Below are 16,067 nucleotides of genomic sequence, written 5' to 3' on the forward strand. Positions count from 1 at the left end.
CGCACCTTGTAGTGCGGCCGACGGGCGTGGGGGTTGAAGTAGTGCCGGCACCGCCGCGGCACCAGCTCCCCCAGCGGCAGGGTCACCTGCGGCAGCGAGGGCATCGGCGGGGGCGAGGGAACGATTGCGAGCATGACGAAGACACTCCTTGCACAAGGTGGAGGAACAGGGGTTCCACCCGCCCGCCGGGGGATGTTCACGGTTGCAGCAGCGCAGGGCACGGGCAGGTCGTAGCCTGATCGGCAGGAGCACTCCGTCACCTGACGATCACTGGCTACAACACCATCCTGAAACTGCGAATCTCAGTTGTCAATCGACTCTCTGAGTTTCTCCAGATTCTTTTGCTAGGTTGACCCCATGCAACGGCCCTACAGCCCCACTATCCGACGCAGGCGCCTCGGCTTCGAGCTGCGCCGACTCCGCGAAGAGCACGGTCTCACCCTTGACGAGGCCGGAAAGCGATCGGGAGTGCCCCGAGCAACGATCGGCAAGATCGAGACCGCGGAAGCCCGGCGCACCCGCAGCCGTGACCTGGACGCCTTGGCCGACCTGTACGACGTGCCCCCCGAAACACGAGAGGCACTCCACCAACTGTCCCGGCAGGCCAAGGAGAAGGGGTGGTGGTCCAAGTACAAGGACATCTTCAGCGACCACGCCCTACCGGACTTCGAGGCCGAAGCCTCGGTCATCCGCACCTACGAGGCACAGGTGATCCCCGGGCTGTTCCAGACCCCGCTGTACGCGGAAGACGTCTTCAAGGGAGGCCGTGCCACGAACGACCCCGGCATCGCTCGCCGAGTGGAGGCCCGCATCACTCGCCAGAGCATCCTGGCTCAGGTAGGGGCACCCCACATGACGGCTGTGATCGATGAAGGCGCCCTACGCCGCATGGTGGGCAGTCCTGAGATCATGGCTGAGCAGCTGACGCACCTGGAGAATCTCGCCCTCAGGCACAACATCGACCTCCATGCCCTGCCCTTCAAGAGTGGATCCCACCTGGGGATGACCGGTTCCTTCACCATCTTGGACTTTCCCGAGCCTCGTGACCCTTCCCTGGTCTACGTCGGCACGGCTGCTGATGGCCTCTACCTGGAACAGCCGCACGAGATCGAGCGGTACAACCTCGCGTTCGGCAACGTTCAAGGGTCAGCGCTATCGTCAACGGAGTCCCTACGGTTCATCGCCGCCCTCAAGGCATCAGTGGAAAGCGAAGGCACATGATCCTGGAATTCCGCAAGAGCAGCTACAGCGCACAGGATCAGAACTGCGTCGAGGTCGCCGACCTGCCCTGCGGGGCCGCCGTCCGCGACTCCAAGCATCCCGCCGACGGCCACCTCCCCTTCCCCTCCCCCGAGTGGACCGCCTTCCTCCACTCCACCCGCGGCTGACACCCGCCCCCACCACCTCACATCACCACCGGTGCCCGGCAAAGACTTCACCCCTTCCCTGCCGGGCACCGCAGGGCCTCTCCCTCGCTCCCATCTGAACAGCCCCACAAGGTGAACAGCCCCCACCATCAGCGGTGGTCTACGAAACGGCCTCCCCGTTCTCCAGGTAGGCAGTCGCCCCTTCTCTACGGGCGTGATCGGCCTGGACGATCCAGCGTGCAAGCCGAGGAATCGTCACTTCCCCGACCGAGGCCACATCATGGAACGCGTAGTCGGCCAGTTCGGCGGGATCCAAGGAGATCTGCTCCACCCACTCACGCCCGATTACTCCCCCGTCGAACACGAACAACTGCTTGTCGCCCTCGGAGGGGTTCGGTGCCCAGTCCATGACCAGGAGCCGCCGATCGGCGGGATGATCCCTAGTTCCTCCTTCACCTCGCGCGCCGCGGCCTGGGTGGGCGTCTCTCCGTGCTCGATGTATCCGCCGGGTATGTCGAGGTAGTCCTTGTAGGAGGGGACCACCATCATCACCCTCCCGCCCTCGTCGAAGAACAGGACACCGGCGGCGGCTCTGGGCCGGGAGAAGGATTCTGTGGAATCTGAGACCATGCACCGAAACCAACGTTCTTCTCATCAGAACGCCCCAGCCCGAGACATCGGATGGGCACGGCCCCTCCCGCTACGAGCACAAAATAACATATTCCCGAACGCCCGTTCGCCTGACCGCCTGTGGCCACCCTAAGAATTTACCCTGATTCCCCGCGTCATCAATCATGGGAATGCTTCGCTCCCCCGATGGGCAAGGTGACTGATCCCAACGCCCTGGCGGATCTGCACGACACCCCCAATAGCGAAGCAGCCATGGAGATTCCCGAGAAACTCCTACGCTTCGCCAAACAGAAGGAACAATCTTGACCAGAACCCTCACCAAGGAAGAGTTCGCCCAGCAGTTCCAGCGCTTCGAAGACACCGCGTGGAAGCTGGAAGTCCGCGACCTCTACAACGTCGCAACCGAACGGGAGGAGTTCGAGTACTGGCTGCGTACCGGAGACCTCTCACTCGAAGAGGAGCACGCGCGTACCTCCGCATGGCACCGGAACATACGTGAACGCACCGCGCGCGGAAATCGGTGGAAAAGAGTGCGCTTCATCAGCGAACCCCTGAGCGACTACATTCGCTGGGAGCACGCCGCCACCCGCTACAACCAGGAGGCCGGAGAAGATATCCGCTGGCTTCCACGCCACCACCCTTCGGTCGATGAGCCACCCGAACGCGACTTCTGGCTTTTCGACGACGCATGGGTGTGCATCATCCATTTCGACGAGGACGGCGCGCCCCACAGGCACGAGGCGATCGACTCCTTCGCAGAAGTCTCCCGGCACTGCCGGTGGCGTGACATCGCCTGGCGCTACGCCGTCCCCCACGCCGAGTACGACCCTGAGACTGTGAAGCGCTTCACCATCTAGACGACCGATCCTTTGGAAATGGCCGACAGCGATGGTCAGGCCGAGATCAGGCAGCCGTCGAACCCCGAGGCGACAAGGAACTCGTACGCCTCCCGCACCGGTCGGGGCACATCCTGCTCGACGGCGAACCCGAACTTCGGGTACTCCATCACCCGCTGAAGATCGCCGACCATCATGTCGATGACGAGCCCGGCATCCTCAAAGCCCTCGACGTACTCGCCAAGACCCACCGGCGCGGAGGAGCACACCACCTCCACCTCCGGCCACAGCTTCCGGGCCGTGGCGAAAGCGCGCCGTTCCATATAGGGCATACAGACCAAGAGCACAGTGGCAGGGTCGATACCGTTCGCCGCCAGGACCCGGCGGGAGAAAGCGACGTTCTGCCCGGTGTTCGCCGCCTCCGGCTCCACCAGCACCGCGGAGTCGGGAACACCGAGCTCCAACACGCGCTCCCGAAAGTGCACAGCCTCTCCGCGCGGGAACACCTCCGCGGTCGCGGCACTGTTCCCGCCGGTGAACACCACCACCGGGAACAACCCGGCCCGGTACAGTTCAGCGGCATGCGCGGCGACGCCGATGTCGTTGCAGCCCAGCACCACCGCGGCATCACACCGCCGCACCCCGTGGCGCATGCGGTGGAACTCCCAGACCAGTTCCGCGCACCGCCACTGCTCTCCGGTCATGGTGCGCACGCCGTCCACCACCTGTTCCTCCTCCAAGAGCCAGGCCACAGCTCTCGCGTGGCCGGGACTTCGATGCTGTGAGACCGATAAGCGAGACAGCGTCGGACAGGCCACCAAGGTGGCCGGGCAGAGGAGTCGCACCATATCACCTTGCGCAGCCACCATTACACCCACCTTTTATTCGCAGGCGAGAATAACGGCGAACCACTTGACCGACCTTCCCGCGACTCTCTAGCGTTAATTGCCCCCGTGCTCGACGGAAAGAGGATTTCGTGGCACTTCGGAAACTCTCAGGCGACTGCAACCGCAACGACTGCCCCGGCGTCTTCCTCGCCGACGACGGTTCGCTCATCGTCCAGGGCCCGCAGGTCGCCGAGACCGGCGAGCTGACCTTCTCCCCCGGCGAGGTCGCCGTGACGATCCCCGCGCACCTGATCCAGGAGGCCGCACGTGCGCTTGGAAGGTGAGGCCTGGCAGGAATTCTTCCACTCCTTCCGGCGCGAGGCGTTCCGCCTCGAAACGCTCCCCCGCTACACCGTCCCCGAGGAGGAGGACGAACTGCGCCGCTTCCTGGCCGGAGAGGACCGTCCCGCCGAGGAATTGCACACCGATACCTACCTCATCAAGATCCGCGAGCACGTCGCGGCCGGTCGCCGCATCCACCGCGTCCACACCCTCACCAGCCCGCTCAACGACCACCTGCGGTTCCAGTTCGAGTGGGGGTACGCCTTCAGCGTCCAGGCCGGCGAGGAGGTCAACATCCTGGACTTCGCCACCACCCCCGACCCCGGACTCCCGCAGCAGGACTTCTGGCTCTTCGACGACGAGCAGGTGGTGCTCATGCACTACGCCCCCGACGGCACCCAGCTCGGCCGCGAACTCCTGGAGGACGTGGACCCGGCCCCGTACGTGCGCTACAAAGAACAGGCCCTGGCCCACGCCGTCCCCTTCACCGAGTACTACAAGGCCCTGACCGAGTGACCCTGGAACCCGAGCACGCAGCGCAGCAGCGGATCGAACTCGCCGACGCGCTGAAACGGCTGCGCCTGGCCGCCGGACTGACCGGTGCCGCCCTGGCCGGTCGTGCCGGGATGAGCCAGGCCAAGATCAGCAAGATCGAGAACAACCGCATCCGCCCCTCCGCCGTGGACGTCGAGCGCATCCTGACGGCGCTGCACATCCCGTTGGACGGGGCGGATGCCACACGTCTGGTGGAGCTGGCCCGGGTGGCCAACTCCGACTACCAGGGTTTTCGCACCGCCCTCCAGCGCGGCCTGGGCGAACTCCAGCGGGATCTGGCCGCGATCGAGTCCGCGGCCGCCACGATCCGGTTCTTCCTGCCCTGCATGATCACCGGCCTGCTCCAGACTCCCGAATACGCCCGCCGCACCCTGTCCCATCCCCTGGTGAACCGCGGGGCGGAGTGGGAGACGGCCCTGGCCAGACGCCTGGAACGCCAGCAGGCCCTCCGAAGACCGGGGAAACGGTTCGAGTTCGTGCTCACCGAGGGTGCGCTGCGCTTCCCGCTGTGCCCGCCGCAGGAGATGGCCGCGCAGATGGACCGCATCGCCCGAATCGGTGCCCTGGATTCGGTGGAGGTCCGCGTGGTCCCCGCGCGCTCCGTGGTGCCCAGCGGTCCGTTGAACGGCTTCACCCTCTACGACGACCGGCTCGTCACCGCGGAGGTGCACACCGGGGAGCTGGTGCTGCGCGATCCCAAGGACCTCGCCTACAGCCGGGAGATCTACGACTTCTTCCGCTCCCATTCCCTCACCCCGACGGAAACGTCGGATTTCCTCGGTGAAATCGCCCGGGAACACCGGGAACGCACAAGTTCGGATATTCCGTAGCGCGAATTTATTCGCAGGCGAGAAACCCCTTCACCCCTCCCCTGCCGAACCCTAGTGTTTGCCGTGCCCATTTCCTTTCAATGGCAAGGAGCCTTCTCCGTGCACGGCACCCGACCAACCGAGCCCCGGCCCCTCCACGCGCCGGAGACCACTCCGGAGGCCCCGTACGAGCCGCCGACTGTCACCTGTCTGGGCGAGGTCCGTGAGGTCGTCCTGGGCAGCGGTTCCCAGGACACCGCCGACATGAACACCTCCCGGTACTGGTGAACCGCCGGGTGCGGCCCGAGGGCCGCACCCGGCCTCGCGAAGGGACATCAGTGTTTCCCCGACTCCACTACACCGGCGTCTCCAGGGCGCGCGCGGCCGCCTCCGACCTGCCGGACCCCCACGAGCTCCACCTCTCCGCGGGTTGGTCGGCCGGACAGGTGAGCGCACACGAGCACGGGCCTCGGCGAGCCGTGTTCCTGGGAGAGTGCTCCGCTTCCGCGCGGAGCATCGAGCAAGTCCTGGCACAGACCACCGACATCGTCACCGCCACCGACCGGCTCGGTACCCTGCCCGGTTCCCACGCCGTTCTGGTCACCGAGGGTCCCGACCTGGTGTGGGCCGGGGACCTGGCCGGAACGCACCGCCTCTGGTACCGCCAGGAAACGAACCGCGTGCGGTTCGGGTCTTCTCCTATCGCGTCCGGCCTGATCAGCACCCCGGTGCCGGATCCATTGGGGCTCTCCGCCTTCCTGTTGCTCCCCGACCTGTCCGACCTGATCGGCACCTGCCCTGTGAGCGGTGTCCGTCCGGTCGGCCCGCACCGGGTCCTGCACGTACACGAAGGCCGGGCCGCTCTCATGCCCCGGGCCTTTCCCCGCCCCACCCTCACCGTGCAGGAGGGGGCACCACTCCTACGGGACGCGTTGCTCGACACGGTCGACCGCCACTGTCGCCGGTCATCCCGCGTCGGATGCGATCTGAGCGGCGGCCTGGACTCCTCCACCCTGACGGTTCTGGCCGCGCGGACCTCCCGCACCCCGGTGGTGGCACTGACCTACACCGACGAATTCGCACGCAACGACGACCTGGCGCACGCCGAACGCATCTCACGTCGCACACCCGGCCTGCGGTGGACGGTCATCGAGGGCGACCACACGACCCTGCCCTTCACCGGACTGGAGCACGCGCCGACCGCCGACGTCCCCTCCCTGGAGCCGTTGTTGTGGACACGCACCCGTGCCCGGTTGGCGCCCGCGCTCCGGGACGGAACGCACCTGGTCGGGGACGGGGGTGACGTGGTGCTGGGGGCGCCCTTGACCTACCTGGCGGACCTGGCTCGCCTGTGCCATGGTCGGCGTTTTCTCACCGAGGTCCGCACCCTGGCCCGGCTGCGACAGCGCCCTCTCCACCGCGTTCTCCTCGCCGCGCTGACCACCTCCCGCACCGGCTTCGGGGCGTCCCTGTCGTTGCTCGCCGATCGACTCGGCCCCGACCGGCCCGAACCCATGTCGCCGAAGTCGCAGGATGGAGTCGAGGCGGGGCTCGCCCGGTCCCCCTTGGACATGCCGCTGGACTGGGCCGCCCCGACCACACGCGCCCACCTGGCCGAGCAGGTGCAGCGACTCGCCTCCGGCCTCGGCTCGGAGCACGACGGAGCCGACGCCCACGCGTTGCGCATGGTCCATCGCCATGCCGAGGCCACCAGAGACTTCCTCTCCCTGGCACATGCCGAAGGAGCGCACGTACGTGCCCCCTTCTTCGACAACGCCGTTGTCGCAGCCTGTCTCAGCGTCCCCGCTACGGAACGTGCCACGGTCCTGGCCGCCAAACCCCTGCTCCGCGCTGCCATGGCCCACCATGTCCCCGCCTGGCTGTACGAACGCCACACCAAGGGGGACTACAGCGGATGCGAGTACCACGGTCTGCGCCGCAACGCGGGCCAGGTGCGCGCCCTACTGAGCCGAGGGTTGCTGTTCGAGACGGGCATCGTCCGGCCTGATCCGGTATTGCGCGCGGTGGAGTCTGCGGTGGCGGGCCATCGGGCCCCGCTCGGAGCGATCGGCCGGGTCCTGGCGGTGGAGCTGTGGCTCCGGGCCCGGCAGCATCCTCCCGCCGTCGCAGAACAGAGCAGGCCGATGCCGTCGATCGGGGTGACGCCATGACCCGCCTACGCCCCGCGCCCGGCGTGCACACGGCCGCCGACCGGGATGGAGCCGTACTGCTGGACACCGTGAACGACCGCCTGTACGGCCTCAATCCCACCGCTGCCGCGCTGTGGGCACACCTCGTCGGCGGTGGGAACACGGTCCTTGAGGATCTCGCCATCCGATGGGGCACGGAACCGGAACGGCTTCGCGCCGATGCCCTTGCCCTCGCCGGAACCCTGATCCACCTCGGGCTGGCCGTGCGTACAGGGCGGGAGAAGTGAGTTCTTCGGAGATGGCGGCCCGCCGAGAGGATGGAACCGGTATCCCTGCGCGCTACCGGGCTGCGGGAGCGGTCGGCTGCGTCGGCGCTCTGTTGATGCTCCGGCTACCGCTCGCGGTGAGCCTGCGTCTGGTCGCTTTCGCGAACCGTCACACGCGCCGCCCCGCCTCACCGGCTGAAGCGGAGGCCGCGGTCAGGAGCGTCCGTGCCGCCGGGCGCTGGTTCCCCGGGCGCTTCGCCTGTCTGGAGGGGTCGCTGGCCTCGGCCCTGGCCTGCCTGCTGCTACGCCGCCGAGTGGAGTGGTGCATCGGGGCCCGCATGATGCCCTACGCCGTGCACGCCTGGGTGGCGGTGAACGGCGCCCCGGTAGAGGAGTCGCACTTCGCCGAACACCCCTACCTGACCCTGATCCACGTCTGACCGAGCATCCCGCACCGGGATCGACCACCGACACGAGGAGAACCGTGACCACCGATCGCATCAAAGCCGCGTTGGCGTCCGTACCGGAGGACCACTACACCCGCGACCAGGACGGCGGCCTGGTCCGGCAGAGCAGCTCGGTGCAGGCCATCGCCGCCGGGCTGGAACGCCTGGACGTCCACCCGGGAATGCGGGTGCTGGAGATCGGCACCGGCTCCGGGTTCTCCGGCGCCCTGCTGGGCGAGCTGGTGGGGCCGACCGGTTCGGTGGTGTCCATGGACGTCATGGGCACCCTCACAGACCGGGCCCGCGACCTGCACAGCCACCGCGGTGCCGCCAACATCCACGTCGTGACCGGGGACGGTGCCCACGGCCACCCCGGCCGAGCACCTTACGACCGGGTCGTGGCCTGGGCCGCCACCGACGTGCTGTGGCGTACCTGGGCCGACCAGTGTGTGCCCGGCGCGGTGCTGGTCGTGCCCGTCACCCTGACCCCGCTGCCGAGGTCCACCGCGATCGTCCGCGCCCACCGCACCCGCACCGGAACCCTAGAGGCCGAACGGCTCTGGACCGGCGGGTACGTGGAGATGCACCCCGAAGAGCTCACCCAGTGGCTAGTGCCTCCACGCGGTGTGGACGCCGCCACCGTCGATGCCCGGGGGAACACCTGGTGGGTCAGCAGTATGCGCGGCGGTGACGCCAAAGCCGCCGTCAAGGTCCTCTCCCGAGGAGTCGAGGCCGCATCTCTGCTGGAACCCGAGGAGTCGGCCGCCGACCTGCACCTGTACCTGTACGCCGCCGACACCGACGGCCTGTGCATGCTCGGCCTGGGCGATCGGGGCTGGGCCCCCGGCCACGCCACCGCGTCCGGCGCCGCCGCCGTGACCGGTGACGGTCGGCTGGCCACCGCCGGAGACCCCGCCCCGGCCCGCACTCTCCGCCACCACGTCGACCGGTGGCGGGCGGCCGGACGCCCCGGCGCCGACCACCTCACCCCGGTCCTGGAGGAGACCCGCGACGGCTGGCTCGTCCGCACTCGGATCACTCGTGAGGGATAACGTGCCCGACCCCGTTTCCGACAGCCCCCACGTTCCGCGTATGTTCCCCGTCTCCGTCAAGGGGGTGGTGATCCGCGACGACCGGGTGCTGCTGCTGCGCAACGAGCGCGACGAGTGGGAGCTGCCCGGCGGCAAGATCGAGATCGGCGAGACCCCGGAGGAGTGCCTGGCCCGGGAGATCGAGGAGGAGACCGGTTGGCCGGTCGAGGTAACCGCCGTTCTCGACTCGTGGATGTACCACATCACCCAGGTCGACCGGCACGTCTTCATCGTCACCTACGGGTGCCGTGTGGACTCCCGGGCACCGGTCGTGGTGTCCAGCGAACACAAGGAGGCGGGCCTGTTCACCGAGGCCGAGGTCCCCGGCCTGCCGATGCCGGAGGGTTACAAACGCTCGGTGCTGGACTGGTTCGCCCGATCACGCCCATGAAGAGCTCCGGTACCGAGACCGGCCGCGTCTGGTCCCGGACCGCTCCTCCCACGACGCGGTGGTGTCCCGGGCCCGTGGGTCCGGGACGCCACCGCGGTCAGATCTGGTTGGTGCCTCCGTCGACGTAGAGGTTGGCGCCGACGACATAACTGCTCTGGTCCGAGGCCAGGAAGGCCACGGCCGCGGCGGCCTCGTCCGGGCGGCCCATGCGGCCCTTGGGCACGGTCGCGGCGATGTTCTCCTTGACGGCCCGCAGGGTCTCCTCGTCGCCGAAGGCGGCGGTGCCACCGGGAGTCTCGATCCAGGCCGGCGAGACCACGTTGACCCGGATGCCGCGGCCCTTGAGCTCGGTGGACCAGGTCCGCGCGAAGGACCGGACGGCCGCCTTGGACGCCGCGTACGCGCCGAACGCCTCCACCCCGCGGTCGCCGGCGGTCGAGCCGACCAGGATGACCGAGGCCCCGTCGTTGAGCAGCGGCAGCGCCTTCTGCACGGTGAACAGCGTGCCCCGGACGTTCACCCCGAAGGTCTGGTCGAAGTGCTCCTCGGTGGTCTGCTCCAGCGTCACGAACGCGCCGACCCCCGCGTTCGCGACGAGCACGTCCAGGCCCTCGCCGCGCCCCCGGACGGCCTCGTAGAGCCGGTCCAGGTCCTGCGTCCGGGAGATGTCGCCGACGACCGCCGTGGCCCGGGCCGGTCCGATGGCCTCGATGGCGGAGTCCAGCTCGGGCTTGCGCCGACCCGTGATGAACACGTGCGCGCCCTCGTCCGCCAGCCGCAGGGCGGTGGCCAGGCCGATGCCGGTGCTGCCTCCGGTGACCACCGCCGTCCTGCCATCCAGCCGCCCCATGGGAGTACCTCCGTGTCGTTCCGTGTTGATCTGCTTCGTTGGCGATCATGCCGCGGCAGGGAAGTACTTTCCATAATGTAAAGTCCTCGATATTTTACCTATCGTCCAGGAGGGGGGTTCGTGTTGCTCGGTTTCGGTGATCCGGTCGCCGATGCGGTCGGTCTGCTCCGCCCCCGGACGACGATCGGGCACAGCCTGCTTGCCGGAGGCTCCTGGGCGGCGCGTTTCGACGGGTTCCCGCACGTGAAGGTCGGTCTGGTCGTGCGCGGTACGTGCTGGCTGACCCTCGACGGCCACGAACCCGTGCTGCTCGAAGAAGGCGACTTCTACCTGCTGTCCAACCCCTCGCAGTACGTGCTGTCCAGCACGCCCTCCGCGGACCCGCGCACCGTGACGCCGCTGCGGGAGGACCCCGGGGGCAGGGTCGTGCGCATCGGCGCGCCAGCCGAGGCGGACACCTACGTGTGCGACGGGCAGTTCGTGTTCGACGACGCGAACGCCTCGGTCCTCACCAACGTCCTGCCGCCCTTCGTCCACGTCCCCGCCACCGACCCGCACGGCGAGCACCTGGCACTCGTGCAGAAACTCCTGGTCGCCGAGTTCGAGGCCGGTGCCGCCGGCGGGTCGCTGGTCCTGGACCGCCTGGGGGAGGTCCTGCTCGTCCACATGCTCCGCGCCCACGCGAGCCGGGCCCACGCCCCCTTCAGCTGGCTCTGCGCGCTCAGCGCCGACGGGATCGGTACGGCCATGCGCACCATACACGAGGACCTGTCGCGCGCCTGGACGCTCCAGGAGCTCGCCGACATCAGCCACATGTCGCGTTCGGCGTTCGCCCGCTCCTTCAAGGACCAGGTCGGGGTCCCGCCGCTGGAGTACCTGATCCACTGGCGCATGCGCCTGGCGCGCGAGGCGCTGCGCCAGAACACGATGTCCATCTCCGAACTCGCCTCCCGGACCGGATACAAGTCCGAGAGCGCCTTCAGCACCGCGTTCCGCCGCGTGGTCGGCGTCTCGCCCAAGAAGTTCCGGGACCGGGCCCGCCGACCGGACCGACAGCCGGCCGGATAGGCGCGCCGGTCAGTGCTGCACGCGGTAGCGGAGGTAGACCACCTTCGAAGAACCGATGGCGCGGGACTCGACGAGGTCGAGGTCCACATGGCGCTCGGCCCGGGGGAAGAACGGGACGCCGCCGCCCACCAGCACCGGGTAGACCCGGATCCGGTACTCGTCGATCAGACCCAGCGCGGCCGCCTCGGCGGCCAGGGTGGCGCCACCGATCGCGATGTCGCCCTCCCCCGGCTCGGCCCGCAGCCGTTCGGCCTCCTCCGCCAGGCCTCCCGCGGCCAGGCGAGTGTTGCCCCGCACCTCGGAGAGCGTGGTGGAGAAGACCACCTTGGGCAGCGCCCGCCAGATCTCGGCGAACTCACGCGTCGGGTGGTCGTGTTCCGGGCTCTGGTCGACCGTCTCCCAGTACACCATCGTCTCGTACAGCCGCCGCCCCAGCAGGTAGACGCCGACCCGGCGCACCTCGTCGGTGGCCAGGTCGAAGACCTCCCGGTCGGGCACCGACCAGTTGAATCCACCGTCCGGCCCGACGATGTAGCCGTCGAGCGAGACGCCCATCGAACAGATCACGCCGCGCATCGCATGCCCTCCTCAGGTCACGGGTTCGACGGTATGACCACCGAACCGCGCGGAACTCATCGCGACGCGCGCAGATCTCGGAGGCGAAGTGAGAAAACCGCCCCGCCGGACCGGGTCCGGCGGGGCGCGATGAACACAGGGGCTACAGGGTCACAGGGCCTCGGCCAGGGCCGCGTCGACCGCCGTCTGCAGGCGTCTGCGCAGGACCGCGCCCTCGGCGCGGTCGGTGCGCACCTCCACGATGCGCACCCCCTCCCCCAGCAGCGCCTTGGGCAGGTCGGTGGCCCATTCCAGGTGGACGTAGGGCACGTCCGCCATCGCCGCCACCCGCTCCATCGACACCCCGTGCGGGGTCCCGAAGACCCGCTCGAAGTCCGGGTGCCCCGCCTGCTCCAGACCGGAGAAGATCCCGCCGCCGTCGTTGTTGACCACCACGATCGCCAGGTCCGGGCGCGGCTCCCCCGGCCCGATGATCAGCCCGTTCTGGTCGTGCAGCACCGCCAGGTCGCCCAGCAGGGCGAACGCCCCCGCGGCCGGGTCGGCCGCCTGGTGGGCCAGAGCCGCCCCGATCGCCGTGGAGACCGTGCCGTCGATGCCGCTCACCCCCCGGTTGCCGACCAGGCGCACCCCGCAGCGGGCGCGCATGGTGGCGTCCAGGTCGCGGATGGGCATGCTCGACCCCGCGAACAGCAGCGACCCCGCGGCCAGGTGCGACACCAGGTCGCGGGCCAGCCGCGGTTCGGTGAGCGTCTCCTGCTCGTCCAGCACCGCGTCCAGGGCGGTGCGGGCGGCGGACTCGGCCCGCCACCACAGCCGCGACCAGTCGGTGCGGCGCGGCTCGTCGAAGGACAGGCCCGCCGGGGCGGCGACGGCTGCCACCACGTCGGTGGCGGTGCGGGCCGGGTCGGCGAACCCGTTGGGCAGCGACGCGCTCGGGTCACCCAGGGACCCGGCGGTGACCACCACATGGCGGCGGGCCCGGCGCAGGAACGCCAAAGTCTGCCGGGACAGGTTGGGCCGTCCCACGCTGACCACCAGGTCCGGGGCGGGCCCCGCGACGACCGCCGGGGAGGCCAGCAGCTGCCGGTAGGCGGAGACCGCCCCCACGCGGCGGGCGTTGGAGGTGGGTTCGGCCAGCAGCGGCCACCCGGTGAGCTCGGCCAGTGCCAGGAACGGCACCGGGTCGTAGTCGCCGTCGCCGCACACGATCACGCCGCGCTCCACGTCGGGCAGCACGAACGCGGGCGGTTCGGCGAACGGCCCCGGCCGGGAGATCCACGGCGCCCCGTCGGCCCGCCCCTCCAGGGGCTCGGGCCACTCCTGCCCGGGGCCGTCGGGGGTGAGCGGGTCGCGGAACGCGATGTTCAGGTGCACCGGGCCGGGCCGCCCACCGCGGGCGGCGCCCCAGGCGCGCCCCACCAGCGAACGCCAGTAGGCGACCATCCCCGGCACCGGGTCGGGCGTGCCGACCTCGGCGAACATCCGCACGGCCCCGCCGTACAGGCCGATCTGGTCGACGGTCTGGTTGGCGCCGGTGCCGCGCAGCTCGGGCGGCCGGTCGGCGGTCAGCACCAGCAGCGGCACCCCGCTCTCGTCGGCCTCCAGCACCGCGGGGTGGAAGTTGGCGGCGGCGGTCCCGGAGGTGCACACCACGGCCACCGGGCGGCGCGAGGCCCGGGCCAGTCCCAGCGCGAGGAAGGACGCCGACCGCTCGTCCACACGCACGTGCACCCGGATCCCGGGGTGGGAGACCAGGGCGAGCGCGAGCGGCGTCGAGCGCGACCCCGGCGCGACCACGGCCTCGGCCAGGCCGCAGCGGGCCAGTTCATCGACGAGGACCCGCGCCAGGGCGGTAGACGGATTCATCCAAACGCTTTCGTTCGTCAAAGTGTGCAACAAGTATCACCGCAGGACGCCGGTATGCCGCACGGCACCCCTCTTCTCACGGGCGCACACCTTCCAGTGAACCCCGTTCGGGCGCGAACGGCGAACGCCCGCGCGTGTGATCCGTGTCCTGAACCGGTCAGTCCCGCCGTTCGGCGGCGCCGGCGGCGATGGCGGCCGCGGCGCGGGCGCGCCAGGGGGCGGGGTCGGTCTCGACCTCGCCCAGCCGCTTCCCGTCGACCTCCACCGGCCGCACCGGCAGGTACCCGTCCTCGGGCAGCAGCGGGTCGTCGGTGACGTCGGCGGTGAGCATCTGCATGGTCGCCAGCCCGCACGCGTAGGGCAGTTCCGGCAGGGCGGCGGCCAGCGCCACCCCGGCGGCCAGGCCCACCGACGTCTCGACGGCGCTGGAGACCACCACCGGCAGCCCGCAGGCCTCGGCGACCCGCAGGGCGGCGCGCACCCCGCCCAGGGGCTGCACCTTGAGCACGACGATGTCGGCGGCGTCGGCGGCGCGCACCTTCAGCGGGTCCTCGGCGCGGCGGATCGACTCGTCGGCGGCCACCGGCACGTCCACCCGGCGGCGCACCGCGGCGAGTTCGTCCAGGGTGGCGCAGGGCTGCTCGACGTACTCCAGCCCGTACCGGTCCAGGGCGCGGACCATCCGTACCGCGGTGTCGGCGTCCCAGCCGCCGTTGGCGTCCACGCGCACCTTCCCCGAGGGGCCCAGGGCGTCGCGCACCGCCTCCACCCGGGCCAGGTCCTCGGCGGGGTCCTGGCCCTTCTCGGCGACCTTCACCTTGGCGGTGGCGCAGCCGCCCGCCGCGACGATGGCGTGGGCCTTGCCGGGGTCCACGGCCGGGACGGTGACGTTGACCGCGACCCGGTCGCGCACCGGGGCGGGCCACCCCAGGTGGGCGGCCTCATGGCAGGCCGCCCACCAGCGGGCGCACTCGCGCGGGCCGTACTCGGCGAAGGGCGAGAACTCGCCCCACCCGGCGGGCCCGCGCACCAGCAGCCCCTCGCGCACGGTGATGCCGCGGAACCGGTCGCGCAGGCCGATGGCGAAGGCCCGGCCCGCTCCGGGACCGGTCTCCGCGGCGGGGTCGGCGGTCGGTGTCACGGGCGGCGCGGGAACTTGTCGAACTCCGGACGGCGCTTCTCCTTGAAGGCGTCCCGGCCCTCCTGGGCCTCCTCGCTCATGTAGTAGAGCATGGTGGCGTCACCGGCGAACTGCTGCATCCCGGCGGCGCCGTCGCTGACGGCGTTGATGGCGCCCTTGAGCATGCGCAGCGCCAGCGGGGACTTCTCCAGCAGCTCGCGGGCCCAGGAGACGGTCTCCTTCTCCAGGTCGGCCAGCGGCACCACGGTGTTGACCATGCCCATGTCCAGCGCCTCCTGGGCGCTGTACTGGCGGCACAGGTACCAGATCTCGCGGGCCTTCTTGAGGCCGACGGTCTCGGCGAGCAGCCAGGAGCCGTAGCCGCCGTCGAAGGAGCCGACCTTGGGGCCGGTCTGGCCGAACTTGGCGTTGTCGGCGGCGATGGTGAGGTCGCAGCACACCTGGAGGACGTTGCCGCCGCCGATGGACCAGCCGGCGACCATGCAGATGACCGGCTTGGGCAGGCGGCGGATCTGCACCTGCAGGTCCAGGACGTTGAGGCGGCCGATGCCCTGGCGGGCCACGGCGTCGTCGCCGATGTAGCCGTCGTCGCCGCGGATCTTCTGGTCGCCGCCGGAGCAGAACGCCTGGTCGCCGGCGCCGGTGAAGATGATCACGCCGACCTCGGAGTCGTCGCGGGCGATGTTGAACGCCTGCTGGAGCTCGAAGAGGGTCTGCGGCCGGAACGCGTTGTGCCGCTCGGGCCGGTTGATCGTGATCTTGGCGATGCCCTCCGCGGTCTCGTAGATGATGTCGGAATACTCGCCCGACCGCTGCCAGTCGATCACGCTGCTCACGGCTACTGCTTCTCCTCACG

General features: G+C 69.8%; 21 protein-coding genes. 13 read left to right on the forward strand and 8 right to left on the reverse strand.

The genetic code is table 11. The annotated features are described in order from the left end of the window. Window positions 1-357: 357 nt before the first annotated feature. Window positions 358-1,221: a helix-turn-helix domain-containing protein gene (locus ACJOT3_RS15155; protein ID WP_406973160.1), complete on the forward strand. Its 864-nt coding sequence runs from the start codon at window positions 358-360 to the stop codon at window positions 1,219-1,221. Then, window positions 1,218-1,388, forward strand: a complete 171-nt coding sequence (locus tag ACJOT3_RS15160) for a DUF397 domain-containing protein (protein WP_406973162.1) — start codon at window positions 1,218-1,220, stop codon at window positions 1,386-1,388. Before ACJOT3_RS15155 ends, ACJOT3_RS15160 begins: the two co-directional genes overlap by 4 nt. A 139-nt stretch (window positions 1,389-1,527) precedes the next feature. On the opposite strand, the gene ACJOT3_RS15165 is transcribed toward ACJOT3_RS15160, so the two are convergent. Both ACJOT3_RS15165 and ACJOT3_RS15170 read right to left on the reverse strand, forming a co-directional pair. Continuing rightward, the gene (locus ACJOT3_RS15165; protein ID WP_406973218.1) at window positions 1,528-1,776 is read right to left on the reverse strand and encodes an NUDIX hydrolase; all 249 of its coding nucleotides are present in this window, start codon (window positions 1,774-1,776) and stop codon (window positions 1,528-1,530) included. Continuing rightward, window positions 1,713-1,997: an NUDIX domain-containing protein gene (locus ACJOT3_RS15170; protein ID WP_406973163.1), complete on the reverse strand. Its 285-nt coding sequence runs from the start codon at window positions 1,995-1,997 to the stop codon at window positions 1,713-1,715. Before ACJOT3_RS15170 ends, ACJOT3_RS15165 begins: the two co-directional genes overlap by 64 nt. Window positions 1,998-2,299: 302 nt before the next feature. On the opposite strand from ACJOT3_RS15170, the gene ACJOT3_RS15175 reads away from it, so the two are divergent. Beyond that, the gene (locus tag ACJOT3_RS15175) at window positions 2,300-2,854 is read left to right on the forward strand and encodes a DUF6879 family protein (RefSeq protein WP_406973165.1); all 555 of its coding nucleotides are present in this window, start codon (window positions 2,300-2,302) and stop codon (window positions 2,852-2,854) included. A 35-nt stretch (window positions 2,855-2,889) separates the two neighbouring features. Here ACJOT3_RS15175 and ACJOT3_RS15180 read toward each other — a convergent pair whose 3' ends face one another. Continuing rightward, the gene (locus ACJOT3_RS15180) at window positions 2,890-3,555 is read right to left on the reverse strand and encodes a YdcF family protein (protein ID WP_406973167.1); all 666 of its coding nucleotides are present in this window, start codon (window positions 3,553-3,555) and stop codon (window positions 2,890-2,892) included. A gap of 254 nt (window positions 3,556-3,809) precedes the next feature. Here ACJOT3_RS15180 and ACJOT3_RS15185 point away from each other — a divergent pair, with 254 nt between their 5' ends. The 9 genes from ACJOT3_RS15185 to ACJOT3_RS15225 all read left to right on the forward strand — a co-directional run bounded on the left by ACJOT3_RS15185 (window position 3,810) and on the right by ACJOT3_RS15225 (window position 9,710). Beyond that, window positions 3,810-4,004, forward strand: a complete 195-nt coding sequence (locus ACJOT3_RS15185; RefSeq protein WP_406973169.1) for a hypothetical protein — start codon at window positions 3,810-3,812, stop codon at window positions 4,002-4,004. Next, window positions 3,988-4,518, forward strand: a complete 531-nt coding sequence (locus ACJOT3_RS15190) for a DUF6879 family protein (protein WP_406973171.1) — start codon at window positions 3,988-3,990, stop codon at window positions 4,516-4,518. The genes ACJOT3_RS15185 and ACJOT3_RS15190 overlap by 17 nt, the downstream gene beginning before the upstream one ends. Next, complete coding sequence (locus tag ACJOT3_RS15195) at window positions 4,515-5,387, forward strand: helix-turn-helix domain-containing protein (RefSeq protein WP_406973173.1); 873 nt, start codon at window positions 4,515-4,517, stop codon at window positions 5,385-5,387. Before ACJOT3_RS15190 ends, ACJOT3_RS15195 begins: the two co-directional genes overlap by 4 nt. Window positions 5,388-5,486: 99 nt before the next feature. Then, window positions 5,487-5,654, forward strand: coding sequence for a lasso RiPP family leader peptide-containing protein (locus ACJOT3_RS15200; RefSeq protein ID WP_406973175.1), 168 nt, complete (start codon window positions 5,487-5,489; stop codon window positions 5,652-5,654). Window positions 5,655-5,704: 50 nt separating this feature from the next. Continuing rightward, a complete protein-coding gene (locus ACJOT3_RS15205; protein WP_406973177.1) occupies window positions 5,705-7,537 on the forward strand; it encodes an asparagine synthase-related protein in 1,833 nt (610 codons plus the stop codon). Beyond that, window positions 7,534-7,803: a PqqD family protein gene (locus ACJOT3_RS15210; protein WP_406973179.1), complete on the forward strand. Its 270-nt coding sequence runs from the start codon at window positions 7,534-7,536 to the stop codon at window positions 7,801-7,803. Before ACJOT3_RS15205 ends, ACJOT3_RS15210 begins: the two co-directional genes overlap by 4 nt. Before the next feature lie 95 nt (window positions 7,804-7,898). Continuing rightward, window positions 7,899-8,222 carry a lasso peptide biosynthesis B2 protein gene (locus tag ACJOT3_RS15215; protein WP_406973181.1) on the forward strand — a complete coding sequence of 108 codons (324 nt, stop codon included), beginning with the start codon at window positions 7,899-7,901 and terminating at the stop codon, window positions 8,220-8,222. Window positions 8,223-8,266: 44 nt separating this feature from the next. After that, the gene (locus ACJOT3_RS15220; RefSeq protein ID WP_406973183.1) at window positions 8,267-9,280 is read left to right on the forward strand and encodes a protein-L-isoaspartate O-methyltransferase family protein; all 1,014 of its coding nucleotides are present in this window, start codon (window positions 8,267-8,269) and stop codon (window positions 9,278-9,280) included. A 40-nt stretch (window positions 9,281-9,320) separates the two neighbouring features. Next, window positions 9,321-9,710 carry an NUDIX hydrolase gene (locus ACJOT3_RS15225; protein WP_406973185.1) on the forward strand — a complete coding sequence of 130 codons (390 nt, stop codon included), beginning with the start codon at window positions 9,321-9,323 and terminating at the stop codon, window positions 9,708-9,710. Between the two features lie 97 nt (window positions 9,711-9,807). Here the strand turns inward: ACJOT3_RS15225 and ACJOT3_RS15230 are convergent, their stop codons facing one another. Continuing rightward, window positions 9,808-10,560 (reverse strand): SDR family NAD(P)-dependent oxidoreductase, encoded by a 753-nt coding sequence (locus ACJOT3_RS15230; RefSeq protein WP_406973187.1) that lies wholly within the window; start codon window positions 10,558-10,560, stop codon window positions 9,808-9,810. Between the two features lie 120 nt (window positions 10,561-10,680). Here ACJOT3_RS15230 and ACJOT3_RS15235 point away from each other — a divergent pair, with 120 nt between their 5' ends. Further along, on the forward strand, window positions 10,681-11,628 hold the full coding sequence (locus ACJOT3_RS15235; protein WP_406973188.1) for an AraC family transcriptional regulator: 948 nt from the start codon (window positions 10,681-10,683) through the stop codon (window positions 11,626-11,628). 9 nt (window positions 11,629-11,637) lie between these two features. Here the strand turns inward: ACJOT3_RS15235 and ACJOT3_RS15240 are convergent, their stop codons facing one another. The 4 genes from ACJOT3_RS15240 to menB all read right to left on the reverse strand — a co-directional run bounded on the left by ACJOT3_RS15240 (window position 11,638) and on the right by menB (window position 16,047). After that, complete coding sequence (locus tag ACJOT3_RS15240) at window positions 11,638-12,204, reverse strand: dihydrofolate reductase family protein (protein WP_406973190.1); 567 nt, start codon at window positions 12,202-12,204, stop codon at window positions 11,638-11,640. Window positions 12,205-12,354: 150 nt separating this feature from the next. Continuing rightward, a complete protein-coding gene (gene menD / locus ACJOT3_RS15245; RefSeq protein ID WP_406973192.1) occupies window positions 12,355-14,070 on the reverse strand; it encodes a 2-succinyl-5-enolpyruvyl-6-hydroxy-3-cyclohexene-1-carboxylic-acid synthase in 1,716 nt (571 codons plus the stop codon). 157 nt (window positions 14,071-14,227) lie between these two features. Then, window positions 14,228-15,211 (reverse strand): o-succinylbenzoate synthase, encoded by a 984-nt coding sequence (locus tag ACJOT3_RS15250; protein ID WP_406973194.1) that lies wholly within the window; start codon window positions 15,209-15,211, stop codon window positions 14,228-14,230. Next, complete coding sequence (menB, locus tag ACJOT3_RS15255) at window positions 15,208-16,047, reverse strand: 1,4-dihydroxy-2-naphthoyl-CoA synthase (protein ID WP_306366155.1); 840 nt, start codon at window positions 16,045-16,047, stop codon at window positions 15,208-15,210. Before menB ends, ACJOT3_RS15250 begins: the two co-directional genes overlap by 4 nt. Between the last annotated feature and the right edge of the window lie 20 nt (window positions 16,048-16,067).

This window comes from Nocardiopsis protaetiae (genome assembly GCF_045446735.1).
Classification (GTDB): Bacteria; Actinomycetota; Actinomycetes; order Streptosporangiales; family Streptosporangiaceae; genus Nocardiopsis; species Nocardiopsis protaetiae.